Source organism: Lolliginicoccus suaedae (assembly GCF_008312885.1).
Taxonomy (GTDB): Bacteria; Actinomycetota; Actinomycetes; order Mycobacteriales; family Mycobacteriaceae; genus Lolliginicoccus; species Lolliginicoccus suaedae.
The window spans coordinates 918846-931967 of record NZ_VSSO01000001.1 but is presented as its reverse complement, the minus strand read 5'-3'; the positions used below and the strand labels follow the sequence as shown (position 1 = coordinate 931967).

Sequence of the window (13122 nt, the reverse complement as noted above, 5' to 3'; positions counted from 1 at the left end):
CGACCGTCGGACAGGAGCGCGAGTGTTCACAGGAATCGTGGAGGAACGTGGCGAGATCGCCGCGATCGACACCATGGGCGATTTTGCCCGGCTGACCGTTCGTGGGCCGCTGGTCGCCTCGGATGCCGGGCACGGGGACTCCATCGCGGTCAATGGCGTCTGCCTGACCGTTGTCGATGTGCTGCCCGAGGGCGCTTTCACCGCGGACGTGATGGGGGAGACCCTTGATCGCACCAGCCTCGGCAAGCTCGGGGAGGGCAGCGCGGTCAACCTGGAGCGCGCGATGGCGGTGGGCAGCCGGCTCGGCGGGCACATCGTGCAGGGCCATGTCGATGCGACCGGGACGGTTCTCACCCGCGCCAGCGAGGGCAAGTGGGAGGTCGTGCGGGTCTCCCTGCCCGACCGGATCGCGCGCTACGTGGTGGAGAAGGGCTCGATCACTGTGGATGGCGTGTCGCTGACCGTCTCCGCGGTGGGCATGGATGTCCACGGCAGCTATTTTGAAGTTTCCCTCATACCGACCACACTGGACCTGACGATCCTCGGGCGAAGCCCCGTCGGCACCGTCGTGAACCTAGAGGTCGATGTGATCGCCAAGTATGTCGAGCGCCTCACGGCGTTCGCCCAGGAAAGGCCGCGCGATGCCGCGGCCGACGAACCCGGTGCCCCGGGCAGCCGGGCCGAGGAGCAGTAGCTGTGGTCAGATTCGACAGTGTCGAGAGGGCGATCGCCGATATCGCCGCGGGCAAGGCCGTCGTCGTCGTGGACGACGAGGATCGCGAGAACGAGGGAGACCTCATCTTCGCGGCCGAGAAGGCCACCCCCGAGCTCGTGGCGTTCATGGTGCGCTACACCTCCGGGTACTTGTGCGTGCCGCTTGATGGCGCGGATTGCGACAGGCTGGGCCTGTTGCCGATGTACGCGGTGAACCAGGACAAGCACCAGACGGCCTACACCGTCACCGTTGATGCGAAGCAAGGCGTGGGCACGGGCATCTCTGCCGCGGACCGCTCCACCACGATGCAACTGCTCGCTGATCCCGCCGCGCGCCCCGAGGACTTCACCCGTCCCGGCCATGTGGTGCCGCTGCGCGCCAAGGAGGGCGGCGTGATGCGTCGTCCCGGCCACACCGAAGCGGCCGTGGACCTCGCCCGTCTCGCGGGCCTGCGCCCGGCCGGGGCGATCTGCGAGATCGTCAGCCAGAAGGACGAGGGCCACATGGCCCGCACCGACGAGCTGCGCGTGTTCGCCGACGAGCACGGGCTCGCGCTGATCTCCATCGCGGACCTGATCTCCTGGCGCCGCAAGAACGAGAAGCACGTGGTGCGCATCGCCGAGGCGCGCATTCCTACCCCGTACGGGGAGTTCCGTGCTGTTGGCTATCGCAGCATCTACGACGATGTCGAGCACGTGGCGCTGGTGATGGGCGATGTGCAGAGCCCGGATGGCGCGGGCGAGGACGTGCTCGTCCGGGTGCACTCGGAATGCCTCACCGGTGACATCTTCGGCTCGCTGCGCTGCGATTGCGGCCCCCAGCTCGATGCCGCGCTGCGCATGGTGGCCGAGGAGGGCCGGGGCATCGTGCTGTACATGCGCGGCCACGAGGGCCGGGGCATCGGCCTTATGCACAAGCTCCAGGCCTACCAGTTGCAGGACGCGGGCTCGGACACTGTGGATGCGAACCTCGAGCTCGGGCTGCCCGCGGACGCGCGTGACTATGGCACGGGCGCGCAGATCCTCGTTGACCTCGGTGTTTCCACGATGCGGCTGCTGACGAACAATCCGGCCAAGCGGGTGGGCCTCGACGGGTACGGGCTGTCGATCGTCGATCGCGTGCCGATGCCGATCCGGGCGAACAAGGAGAACATCCGCTACCTGCGCACCAAGCGGGACCGGATGGGGCATGAGCTCGATGGCCTCGATGACCTGGGTGATCTCGGCGCGCTCGGCGGGGGGTCCCCCTCGTGAGCGGGGAGGGGCAGCCCGACCTGCAGCTCGATGATGCCAGTGATGTCTCGCTGGCGATCGTGGCCGGGCAGTGGCACAGCGAGCTCGCGGAGGCGTTGATCGCGGGCGCGCAACGCGTCGCCGATCGCAGCACTGTCCGCAAGCTGACCCTGGTGCGGGTGGCAGGCTCGATGGAGCTTCCAGTGGTGGCGCAGCAGCTCGCCCGCACCCATGACGCGGTGGTGGCCCTAGGCGTGGTCATCCGCGGCGAGACCCCGCACTTCGACTACGTCTGCCAGTCGGTCACCGACGGACTCACCCGTGTCTCCCTCGATGAGGGCACGCCGGTGGGCAATGGCGTGCTGACCGTCAACACCGAGGCGCAGGCCCGCGATCGGGCGGGCCTTCCTGGTTCTGCCGAGGACAAGGGCGCCCAGGCGTGCGGTGCCGCTCTCGATGTGGCGGTGACGCTGCGCCGCCTGCGCAGGGAGGCATGATGAACGCGAGCGGGAATCATGGCTGGGACCTGGTGCACCGGCCGCGCAAGATGCCCTGGATGGGCATCGCGGTGGCCGTGCTGGTGTTCAGCATCTTCGTGGCCCTGACGGTGCTGCTCGGCACGTCCGATACCGGGATCAGTTTCCGGCCCGAGGACAAGGTCGCGATGATCGTGATCGGTGCTGTGCTGTCCTCGCTCTTCCTGCTGCTGACGCGGCCCCGCTTGCGCGTGGGGGAGCAGGGCGTGGGCGTGCGGACGTTCTTCTCCGAGCGGCTCGTGCCGTGGAACGAGGTCGTGGGCGCGCGCCTGCGGCCCGGTGGCGGCTGGGCCCGCCTCGAGCTTCCCGACGACGAGTACATCCCGCTCGTGGCCGTGCAGGCCACCGACGGGGAGCGCGCCATCCGTGCGATGGAGCAGTACTACCGGCTCGAGGCACGCTACCGCGCTACCGGCCACGATCGCGCTGTCGGAGCTGATCGCTAGCCTGGTTGCTGTGGCTGATCCCTCGACATACCGCCCCGCTCCCGGAACGATCCCGACCGAACCCGGGGTGTACCGCTTCCGCGATGCCACGGGCCGCGTGCTCTACGTCGGCAAGGCGAAGAACCTGCGCAACCGGCTCAACTCCTACTTCGCCGACCTCGCTGGCCTGCAGCCACGCACCCGCAACATGGTCACCACCGCCACCGGCGTCGAGTGGACGGTCGTCGGCACCGAGGTCGAGGCCCTGCAGCTCGAGTACAACTGGATCAAGGAGTTCGATCCGCCGTTCAACGTGCGCTACCGGGATGACAAGTCCTATCCGGTGCTCGCGGTCACCCTGAACGAGGAGCTGCCCCGGTTGTTCGTCTACCGGGGGCCCCGGCGCAAGGGCGTGCGGTACTTCGGGCCCTACTCGCACGCCTGGGCGATCCGCGAGACGCTCGACCTGCTGCTGCGAGTCTTCCCGGCGCGCACCTGCTCGACAGGCGTGCTGCGCCGCCACCAGCAGCTTGGGCGGCCCTGCCTGCTCGGCTACATCGACAAGTGCTCCGCGCCGTGCACCGGCGCTGTCTCGGCCGACGAGCATCGTCGCATCGTGGAGGATTTCTGCGACTTCCTCGCCGGGCGCACCGACCGGCTGGTCCGCCAGCTCGAGCACCAGATGCGCGCCGCGGCGGAGGAACTGGACTTCGAGAAGGCCGCGCGGCTGCGCGATGACGTCGGCGCGCTGCGCCGCGCCCTCGAGAAGCAGGCCGTAGTGCTCGGCGATGGCACCGATGCCGATGTGATCGCCTTCGCCCACGACGACCTCGAGATCGCGGTGCAGGTCTTCCATGTGCGCGACGGCCGGGTACGCGGCCAGCGCGGCTGGGTCAACGAGCGCGTCGAGGATGCCAGCGAGCCAGAGATCGTCGAGGAATTCCTCACGCAGTTCTATGGGGAGCAACGAGCCCTCGCCGAGGCCGCCCCGGACTCCCAGGTGGCGACCGCGGGGGCGATCCCCCGGCTGGTGCTGGTTCCGTCGATGCCTCCCGACCCCGAGAGTATGGAGCACTGGCTCGCCCAGCAGCGCGGCTCCGGCGTGACCGTGCGGGTGCCCCAGCGCGGCGACAAGCGCGCGCTCGCCGAGACGGTGCAGCGCAACGCCGTGGAATCCCTGGCGCAGCACAAGCTCAAGCGCGCGGGCGACCTCACGGCCCGGTCAGCAGCGCTGCAGGAGCTGCAGGAGGCGCTCGATCTGGACTCCGCGCCGCTGCGGATCGAATGCGTGGACATCAGCCATGTCCAGGGCACCGATGTGGTGGGATCGCTCGTGGTCTTCGAGGATGGCATCGCCAAGAAGTCCGACTACCGGCACTTCGCGATCAAGGAGGCGGCGGGGGACGGGCGATCCGATGACGTCGCGAGCATCGCGGAGGTGACGCGCCGCCGGTTCGCGCGCCACGCGGCAGACCAGGCGCCGAATGATCCGGCGGACTCCGGCCAGCACGAGGAGAACGGAGCGAACGGGGGTGCTCTCCCGGGGATCGATCCCGCGACGGGCCGACCGCGCCGCTTCGCCTATCCACCGAACCTCTACATCGTCGACGGAGGCGCGCCGCAGGTCAACGCGGCAGCCACGGTGCTCGACGAGCTCGGCGTGACCGATGTGGCCGTGATCGGCCTGGCCAAGCGCCTCGAGGAGGTGTGGCTGCCGCACGACCCGTACCCGGCGATCCTCTCGCGCGGCAGCGATGCGCTGTTCCTGCTGCAGCGGGTGCGCGACGAGGCCCACCGCTTCGCCATCACCTTCCACCGGTCGAAGCGATCCCGCCGCATGACCGCCTCCGCCCTCGATGCCATTCCTGGGCTCGGCGATGCCCGCAAGAAGGCGCTGGTCACGCATTTCGGCTCGGTGGCGCGGCTGCGCGCGGCGAGCATCGAGGAGATCACCGAGGTGCCGGGCATCGGCGGCACGATCGCCCGCGCGGTCCATGAGGCGCTCGGTGCGGAAAAACCCGCGCAGGACTCCCCACGGGCCGCTCCGGTCGAATAACCTCGGCCATGGCGCACAGCGCGGCAGCAGCATGGCACGAGAGCGAACAACACGAAGGACGGCATGGCGTGAGCGAGCACAGCAGTCCACCTGATATCGATGTCGCCCTGGTCACGGGGCTCTCCGGGGCGGGGCGGGGCACCTCGGCGAAGGTCCTCGAGGATCTTGACTGGTATGTCGTGGACAATGCCCCGGCAGAGGTCGTGCCGGAGATCATCGACCTCGGGCGCACCGCCGAGAACCCGATCCGCCGCCTGGCGGTGGTGCTCGACGTGCGCAGCCGGGCGTTCGCCGGCGGCCTCGAGACGGTCGCCCGGGAGCTCGCCCAGCGTGGCATCCGCCCCCGCATCGTCTTCCTCGAGGCATCCGACGCGGCGCTGGTGCAGAGGTTCGAGCAGGTGCGCCGCAGCCACCCCTTGCAGGGCGATGGAACGCTGCTCGAGGGCATCGCCGCGGAGCGGGAGCTGGTCGCGCCGGTGCGGGGGATGGCCGATATCGTCATCGACACCTCGAATCTCTCGGTCCATGACCTCCGCGCGCGCCTCGAGCCTGCGTTCGAGGATCCCGATAGTGCCCGCATCCGCGTGGCCGTGCTGTCCTTCGGGTTCAAGTACGGACTGCCCATCGATGTCGACATGGTGGTGGACGTGCGCTTCCTCCCGAACCCGCACTGGATCCCGGAACTGCGCCACAACACCGGGCAGGATGCGGGCGTCCGTGACTACGTGCTGTCCCAGGACGGGGCCAAGCAGTTCCTCGGCACGTTCCGCGAGCTGCTCGATCCCGTGCTGCGGGGATATCGCGTCGAGGGCAAGCGGTACATGACGATCGGGGTGGGATGCACGGGCGGCAAGCACCGCAGCGTCGCCATGACCGAGGCGCTCGCTGCGATGCTCGCCGAGGATACCGAGCTGACGGTGCGCACCCGCCACCGGGATCTGGGGAAGGAATGAGCCCGGCCGTAGTCGCGCTCGGCGGCGGGCACGGGCTGTATGCCACCCTCACCGCGGCCCGCACGCTCACCAAGGACATCACTGCCGTGGTGACGGTCGCCGATGATGGTGGTTCCTCCGGGCGGCTGCGCTCCGAGCTGAACCTCGTCCCGCCCGGCGACCTGCGCATGGCGCTCGCTGCCCTCGCCGGGGACGATGAGCATGCCCAGCTGTGGCGCGATGTCATCCAGCACCGGTTCCGGGGCACCGGCGCGCTCGCCGGGCATGCCGTCGGCAACCTCATCCTCGCCGGTCTCGCCGAGGTCAAGAACGACATCATCGCCGCGCTCGACGAGCTGGGCCATATCCTGCAGCTCGACGGGCGCGTGCTCCCGATGGCGACGATCCCGCTGCAGATCGAGGCCGATGTCGTCGGTCTCGAGGAGGACCCACGGATCAGCCGCGTCATCCGCGGGCAGGTCGCGGTCGCCACGACGCCCGGTCGGGTGCGCCGGGTGCGGCTGCTCCCCGGCAGCCCCGTGGCCTGCACGGAAGCCGTCGAGGCCATCGACAACGCGGATCTTGTTGTGCTGGGCCCGGGTTCGTGGTTCAGCAGCGTCATCCCCCATGTACTGGTGCCGGAGCAGCGCGAGGCGCTGATCCGTACCCGGGCACGGCGGGCGCTCGTTCTCAACCTCGGGCCGCAGGCGGGGGAGACCGCCGGATTCTCCGCTGAGCGGCATCTTCACGTACTCTCGCAACACGCACCTAGTTTTCGCGTCGACCAGATCATCGTGGATAGCGGCACCGTGCCCCCGGGCAGCGAGCGCGCTCATCTCGCCCGGGCGGCCGCCCAGCTAGGTGCCGAGGTGCGATACGCCGATGTATCCGTGCATGGGACAAGCAAGCATGACGTCGGCAAGCTCGGCGCGGTTCTCGGTGATGTTCTCGCCGGATGACGACCAGGCTCGCGGCCCAGCCGGATCGCTGGCGCGATCGCGCCCAGGAAGTGACCCGAGGAACGATCGGAAGGAAACGACACCGTGGCAATGACTGCGGAGGTCAAGGATGAGCTGAGCCGGCTCGCCATCACCCAGGTGAGTGCCCGCAAGGCGGAGGTGTCCTCGCTGCTGCGGTTCTCCGGCGGGCTGCACATCGTGGCGGGGCGCGTGGTCGTCGAGGCAGACGTCGATACCGGCTCGGTGGCCCGGCGGCTGCGGCGCGACATCCATGAGCTCTATGGCTACCCGTCCGAGATCCATGTCATCGGAGCGACCGGCATACGCAAGAACACCCGCTACGTGGTGCGCGTCGCCAAGGACGGCGAGGCGCTCGCGCGGCAGACTGGCCTGCTCGACCTGCGCGGCCGCCCCGTGCGCGGCCTGCCCGCCCATGTGGTGGGCGGGGGCATCGCCGATGCCGAGGCGGCATGGCGCGGCGCGTTCCTCGCGCACGGCTCCCTCACCGAGCCTGGAAGGTCCGCCGCGCTCGAGATCGGCTGCCCCGGCCCGGAGGCAGCCATGGCGCTCGTCGGGGCAGCACGGCGCATGGGCATCACTGCCAAGGCACGCGAGGTGCGGGGAGCCGATCGCGTTGTCGTCCGGGATGGGGACGCCATCGGCGCGCTGCTGACCCGGATGGGCGCGCAGGACCTGCGGCTCGTGTGGGAGGAGCGGCGCATCCGCCGCGAGGTCCGTGCCACGGCGAACCGCCTCGCGAACTTCGATGACGCGAACCTGCGCCGGTCCGCGCGCGCCGCGGTCGCGGCCGCGGCGAAGGTCGAGCGCGCGCTCGACATCCTCGGCGAGGAAGCGCCCGAGCATCTCGCTGCCGCCGGCCGCTTGCGCATCGAGCATCGGCAATCCTCCCTCGAGGAGCTCGGCCAGCTCGCTGATCCGCCCCTGACCAAGGACGCGGTGGCCGGGCGCATCCGGCGCCTGCTGTCGATGGCCGACCGGCGCGCCCGCGAGATGGGCATGCCCGATACCGAATCGGCTGTCACCCCGGAGCTGCTCGAGGACGCCTAGCCGGCCGCCGGGGTTACATCAGTGTTTCCCCGGTTAGGACGGCGCGAACGGTCTGTTCGGCACCGGACTTCCTCCTCGCGCGCGGCTACTGTGGTGGGCAACCTCGTCGATGATCATGCACATCGCAAGCGAAGGAGCCCACCATGACAGTCCGTGTAGGCATCAATGGATTTGGCCGGATCGGCCGCAACCTCTTCCGCGCGGTCGACGAGCTCCGGGCCTCCCGGGGCGACGACATCGAGATCGTGGCGATCAACGATCTCACCGAGAACGAGACGCTCGCCCACCTGCTGCGCTTCGACACGATCCTCGGCCGCTTCCCGGGCGAGGTGGTGGTCGAGGAGGACGCGCTGGTCGTTGATGGGCGGCGCGTCCGTGCGCTGTCGATCAAGGAGGGCCCCAAGGCGCTGCCGTGGGGGGAGCTTGGCGTCGATGTGGTGATCGAGTCCACGGGCCGGTTCACCGACGCGGCAGAAGCACGGGGCCACCTCGACGCTGGGGCGCGCAAGGTCATCATCTCCGCCCCGGCCAAGGGCGACGACCTCACCGTCGTCATGGGCGTCAACGAGGACCAGTACGACGGCAGCCAGGACATCATCTCCAACGCATCGTGCACCACCAACTGCCTCGCGCCACTGGTCAAGGTGCTCGACGATGAGTTCGGTGTCGAGCATGGCCTGATGACGACCATCCATGCCTACACGCAGGACCAGAACCTCCAGGACGGGCCGCACCGCGACCTGCGCCGGGGCCGCGCGGCCGCGATGAACATCGTGCCCACCTCCACCGGCGCGGCCAAGGCCATCGGACGGGTGATCCCGCACCTCGATGGCAAGCTCGACGGGTACGCGCTGCGCGTTCCAGTGCCGGTGGGCTCGATCACGGACCTCACCGCGGTGGTGCGCTCCCGCGCGAGCATCGACGAGATCAACGATGCCTACCGGGCGGCCGCTTCCGAGGGGCGGCTGCGGGGAATTCTCAAGTTCAGCGATGCCCCGCTAGTGTCAAGCGATATCGTGACCGATGCGCATTCGTCGATCTTCGATGCACCGCTGACCAAGGTGATCGGCGACCATGTGAAAGTGGTCAGCTGGTATGACAACGAGTGGGGCTACTCCAACCGCCTCGCCGACCTGATTGGGATGGTCGGTGCATCGCTGTGAGGGACTGGGAAATACTCTATGACTGTGAAGACGCTCAAGGAATTGCTCGAGGCTGGCGTGGATGGTCGAACCGTCCTGGTCCGGTCTGACCTGAACGTGCCGCTCAAGGACGGCAGGATCACCGATGCCGGGCGCATCATCGCCTCGGCCCCCACGATCGGCGCGCTCGCTGACGCCGGGGCGCGCGTGATCGTCACCGCCCACCTCGGGCGCCCCAAGGGCGGCCCGGATCCGGCCTTGTCCCTCGCGCCCGTGGCCCAGCGGCTCGGTGACGAGCTCGACCGCTACATCCAGCTCGCCGGTGACGTCGTCGGCCAGGACGCGCAGGAGCGGGCCGCGGGCCTCACGGAGGGCGATGTGCTCCTCGTCGAGAACGTTCGCTTCGATCCGCGCGAGACCAGCAAGGACGATGCCGAGCGCCAAGCCATGGCCCGTGACCTAGCCGCCCTCGCGGGGCCGGACGGAGCGTTCGTCTCCGACGGCTTCGGCGTCGTGCACCGCAAGCAGGCCTCCGTCTTCGACGTTGCCACGCTGCTGCCGGGCTACGCCGGCGGACTCGTCGCCGCCGAGGTCGAGGTGCTCGCCAACCTCACCCGATCGCCCGAGCATCCCTACACGGTCGTCCTCGGTGGATCCAAGGTCTCCGACAAGCTCGCGGTGATCGAGGCCCTCGCGCCCAAGGTCGATTCGCTCCTCATCGGCGGCGGCATGTGCTTCACCTTCCTCGCCGCGCAGGGCCTGCAGGTTGGTTCCTCGCTGCTGCAGGAAGAGATGATCGACACCTGCAAGGAACTGCTCGATCGCTATGGCGATGTGATCCACCTGCCCTCCGACATCGAGGTCGCCACCGAATTCAACGAGGAATCCGACTCGAACACGGTCGCGGCCACCGCCATGATGGATGAATGGATGGGCCTCGATATCGGTCCGGAGTCGGTGCGCAAGTTCGCTTCCGTGCTCACCGAGTCCCGCACCATCTTCTGGAACGGGCCGATGGGCGTGTTCGAGATGGAGAAGTTCGCCCTCGGCACGCGCGGAGTGGCCGAAGCAATCATCGAAGCCACCAGCAAGGGCGCGTTCACAGTTGTCGGCGGTGGTGATTCCGCAGCGGCCGTGCGCGCGCTGGGCCTGCCCGAGAGCGGCTTCTCGCACATCTCCACGGGTGGCGGAGCCTCGCTGGAATACCTGGAGGGCAAGGACCTGCCCGGCATCTCGGTGCTCGGCGAGCCGACGGGGGCCTGAGCGATGCCACGGACACCGCTGATCGCGGGCAACTGGAAGATGAACATGAATCACCTGGAGGCCATCGCGCTCGTCCAGAAGATCTCGTTCGCCCTCCCGAGCAAGTACTACGGCAAGGTCGATGTCGCGGTGATCCCACCATTCACCGACCTGCGCAGCGTGCAGCAGATCATCGACAGCGACAAGCTGAAGCTCCGGTACGGGGCGCAGGACATCTCCGTGCACGATTCCGGCGCCTACACCGGCGAGATCAGTGGCCCCATGCTCGCGAAGCTCGGTTGCACCTACGCGGTGGTCGGTCATTCGGAGCGGCGTACCTATCACCACGAGGATGATGCGCTCGTGGCGCGCAAGGCCAAGGCCGCGCTCAAGCATGGCCTCGTGCCGATCATCTGCATCGGCGAGGGACCTGATGTGCGGGAGTCCGGCGAGCATGTCGCGCACAACCTCGCCCAGCTGCGAGGTTCCCTCGAGGGAATCGGCAGCAAGGAACTGCCCAAGGTGGTCATCGCCTACGAGCCCGTCTGGGCGATCGGCACCGGCAAGGTCGCCTCGGCGGCCGACGCGCAGGAGGTATGCGCGGCGATCCGGTCCGAGCTGGCGCGCGTCGCCTCCCCGGAGACAGCGGGCGCGATGCGGATCCTCTATGGCGGATCGGTCAGCGCCAAGAACGTTGGTTCACTGATCGCGGAATCCGATGTCGATGGCGCTCTCGTCGGCGGCGCCTCGCTGAAGTCGGACGATTTCGCCCAGCTGTGCGCCATTGCCGCGGGCGGTCCGTTCTAGCCCACGCTTCCAGCGCGCGCCGCCGCTCAGTGGCATTGTCATGATGATGCCCGCCCGCCTGGCGATTCGAAACCGGATCGCCAGGCGGGTAAGCTCACGCCAGACAACGAGCCAGTACCGCCCTGATGGCCCCCGGGCGCGTCGGGACAACACACACCTGCGAGAAAGAGTTCCATGTCACTGTTCCTGGACATCCTGCTGGTCAGCACGAGCATCATCATGGTGATGCTGGTGCTGCTGCACCGCGCCAAGGGCGGCGGACTGTCATCGCTGTTCGGTGGTGGCATGCAGTCGAGCCTGGCGGGCTCCACCGTCGCCGAGAAGAACCTCAACCGCTTCACGGTGTACGTGGCGATCGTGTGGGCCGTGGCGATCGTCGGAATGGGCATGCAGGTTCGCTACGGCTGATCCTCGCCGCGACTTCAGCTACGCAGCGAGCGCGATGTCATTGGACGGCTCAGTGTGTTTTTCTACCCACGCGCGGAACCGTTGCTGCTGCACGATCGCGATGAGGAGCGGTGTGGCGATCGTGATGCTCGCCGCGCTCATGTAGTTCGCTGTCATGAGGTAGCCGAGAACAGCGACGGCACCGAGGCTCGCGTAGACAACCGACAAGAACGGCACCGTTGGGCGCCAGTAGTTGCGCGCCGCCCAGATGCTGATCGCGGTGATCAAGGCGATGCACACGGCGAGAACCCACGATTGCCAGTAGGCGCCGAGGGAAGCACCGTCGGGACGGTCAAGCTCAAGCCAGCGGGTCACGGTCATCAGGGCCGCGGTGACGGTCAGGATCGTGCTCGCGATCACGTTGATCATCTCCCGGCGCGAGAAATGCCGCGCAGCGACGATCCCGGGATCGTCGGGGATGCCGCCTGTGCTCGCTTGGACGGTTTTCTCCGGCGCTGAACCAGGGGACCGGGTGAGGCGATCGATCCACGGGGCAATGCCGAGCATGAGGACCGCCGCGAGCACCACAGCCACGCCCAGGACGCTGGAGAGCGCCTCCCACAGCCTGCCGGCCAGCAGATCGACGCCGACCCCGGCGGCAGCGAGCGTTACGTAAGCTCGGCCGAGGAAGCGGGATGACCGGCCCCGGTAGCTCCGAGCCGTCCAGATCATGGCCGGGAAGATCAGTGCCACGCAGGCCAGCACGCCGATCCGCCGCCACGCACCGGCACTGCCGGGCACCTCGGGCCAGAGCAGCGCCGCGTGGAAGCACAGTCCGCCGGCGAGCGCGAGGAACGCGGCGAGGTTGACGATCTCATGGCGCCTCACGGCAGTTCCCCGGCCGATCCGCGATCGAGGTACCAGGCGATGCGGAGGCGGCCCGTCGCGGCTGCAGCGGGGCATTCCTCGGCGGTGGCGCCATGCAGCGCGGAGGAAACGGCGCTCGCCTTGCCCTCGCCAGCCACTAGCAACCACACCTCCTCGCTGTGCTGCACCGCCGGGAGGGTGAGCGTGATGCGTTGCGCGGGCGGCTTGGGCGAGGCTGTCACGCCCACCACATGGCGCTCCTGCTCAGCCAGGGCAGGGTCGTGCGGGAACAGGGAGTTGATGTGGCCGTCGGGGCCCATGCCGAGCAGGTGCACATCGAAACGGGGCAGCCGACCATTGCCCAAGCGGTGCAGGTGCTGCTCGTGGGCCAGCGCGGCCCCCGCTGGATCGCCGTAGTGGTCGCCCTCGTTGGTAGGCATCCGGTGGATCCGGGCCGCATCGAGTGGCACATGAGCGAGCAGCACGTCATCGGCCTGCGTGTCGTTGCGATCCGGATGCCCGGCAGGGAGGAACCGCTCGTCGCCCCAGAACACGTCGATCCGTGACCAGTCGATGTCCTCGTGGCCGCGCAGCTGCTCGAGCACCGCGATGCCCGTGCTGCCGCCAGTGACGACGATGCTAGCGCTGCCATGGCGTCGCTGCGCTGCGGCTATTGCGTCGGAAAGGTCCTGCGCCGCGGCGCACGCGAGCGTGGCGGGATCGGGGTGGACGAGGATCTCGGGCGTCGCCATGG

At 68.6% G+C, this 13122-nt stretch carries 14 protein-coding genes; 12 read left to right on the top strand and 2 right to left on the bottom strand.

Translation table 11 applies throughout. The features are described 5' to 3' along the window. The first annotated feature begins 22 nt into the window (after positions 1–22). The 12 genes from FXO18_RS04270 (at position 23) to secG (ending at position 11522) form a co-directional block, all read left to right on the top strand. Positions 23–694 carry a riboflavin synthase gene (locus FXO18_RS04270; protein WP_149359787.1) on the top strand — a complete coding sequence of 224 codons (672 nt, stop codon included), beginning with the start codon at positions 23–25 and terminating at the stop codon, positions 692–694. A gap of 2 nt (positions 695–696) precedes the next feature. Further along, on the top strand, positions 697–1968 hold the full coding sequence (locus FXO18_RS04265; protein WP_149359786.1) for a bifunctional 3,4-dihydroxy-2-butanone-4-phosphate synthase/GTP cyclohydrolase II: 1272 nt from the start codon (positions 697–699) through the stop codon (positions 1966–1968). Next, positions 1965–2444 (top strand): 6,7-dimethyl-8-ribityllumazine synthase, encoded by a 480-nt coding sequence (ribH, locus tag FXO18_RS04260; RefSeq protein WP_149359785.1) that lies wholly within the window; start codon positions 1965–1967, stop codon positions 2442–2444. The genes FXO18_RS04265 and ribH overlap by 4 nt, the downstream gene beginning before the upstream one ends. Next, positions 2441–2929: a PH domain-containing protein gene (locus FXO18_RS04255; protein WP_235900432.1), complete on the top strand. Its 489-nt coding sequence runs from the start codon at positions 2441–2443 to the stop codon at positions 2927–2929. Before ribH ends, FXO18_RS04255 begins: the two co-directional genes overlap by 4 nt. A 10-nt stretch (positions 2930–2939) precedes the next feature. Further along, a complete protein-coding gene (gene uvrC / locus FXO18_RS04250) occupies positions 2940–4964 on the top strand; it encodes an excinuclease ABC subunit UvrC (protein WP_149359784.1) in 2025 nt (674 codons plus the stop codon). 8 nt (positions 4965–4972) lie between these two features. Beyond that, positions 4973–5917, top strand: a complete 945-nt coding sequence (rapZ, locus tag FXO18_RS04245; protein ID WP_149359783.1) for an RNase adapter RapZ — start codon at positions 4973–4975, stop codon at positions 5915–5917. Next, the gene (locus FXO18_RS04240) at positions 5914–6855 is read left to right on the top strand and encodes a gluconeogenesis factor YvcK family protein (protein ID WP_149359782.1); all 942 of its coding nucleotides are present in this window, start codon (positions 5914–5916) and stop codon (positions 6853–6855) included. The genes rapZ and FXO18_RS04240 overlap by 4 nt, the downstream gene beginning before the upstream one ends. A gap of 90 nt (positions 6856–6945) precedes the next feature. After that, entirely contained in the window at positions 6946–7923 is a 978-nt protein-coding gene (gene whiA, locus FXO18_RS04235) for a DNA-binding protein WhiA (RefSeq protein ID WP_187774192.1), read from the top strand. Positions 7924–8066: 143 nt separating this feature from the next. Continuing rightward, a complete protein-coding gene (gene gap, locus FXO18_RS04230; RefSeq protein WP_149359780.1) occupies positions 8067–9086 on the top strand; it encodes a type I glyceraldehyde-3-phosphate dehydrogenase in 1020 nt (339 codons plus the stop codon). A gap of 18 nt (positions 9087–9104) precedes the next feature. Continuing rightward, entirely contained in the window at positions 9105–10328 is a 1224-nt protein-coding gene (locus tag FXO18_RS04225) for a phosphoglycerate kinase (RefSeq protein WP_149359779.1), read from the top strand. A gap of 3 nt (positions 10329–10331) precedes the next feature. Then, positions 10332–11114 (top strand): triose-phosphate isomerase, encoded by a 783-nt coding sequence (gene tpiA, locus FXO18_RS04220; RefSeq protein ID WP_149359778.1) that lies wholly within the window; start codon positions 10332–10334, stop codon positions 11112–11114. Between the two features lie 174 nt (positions 11115–11288). Next, positions 11289–11522 carry a preprotein translocase subunit SecG gene (gene secG, locus FXO18_RS04215; RefSeq protein WP_149359777.1) on the top strand — a complete coding sequence of 78 codons (234 nt, stop codon included), beginning with the start codon at positions 11289–11291 and terminating at the stop codon, positions 11520–11522. A gap of 18 nt (positions 11523–11540) precedes the next feature. On the opposite strand, the gene FXO18_RS04210 is transcribed toward secG, so the two are convergent. Both FXO18_RS04210 and pgl read right to left on the bottom strand, forming a co-directional pair. Further along, complete coding sequence (locus FXO18_RS04210) at positions 11541–12389, bottom strand: hypothetical protein (protein ID WP_149359776.1); 849 nt, start codon at positions 12387–12389, stop codon at positions 11541–11543. Further along, positions 12386–13120 (bottom strand): 6-phosphogluconolactonase, encoded by a 735-nt coding sequence (gene pgl / locus FXO18_RS04205; RefSeq protein ID WP_149359775.1) that lies wholly within the window; start codon positions 13118–13120, stop codon positions 12386–12388. Before pgl ends, FXO18_RS04210 begins: the two co-directional genes overlap by 4 nt. Between the last annotated feature and the right edge of the window lie 2 nt (positions 13121–13122).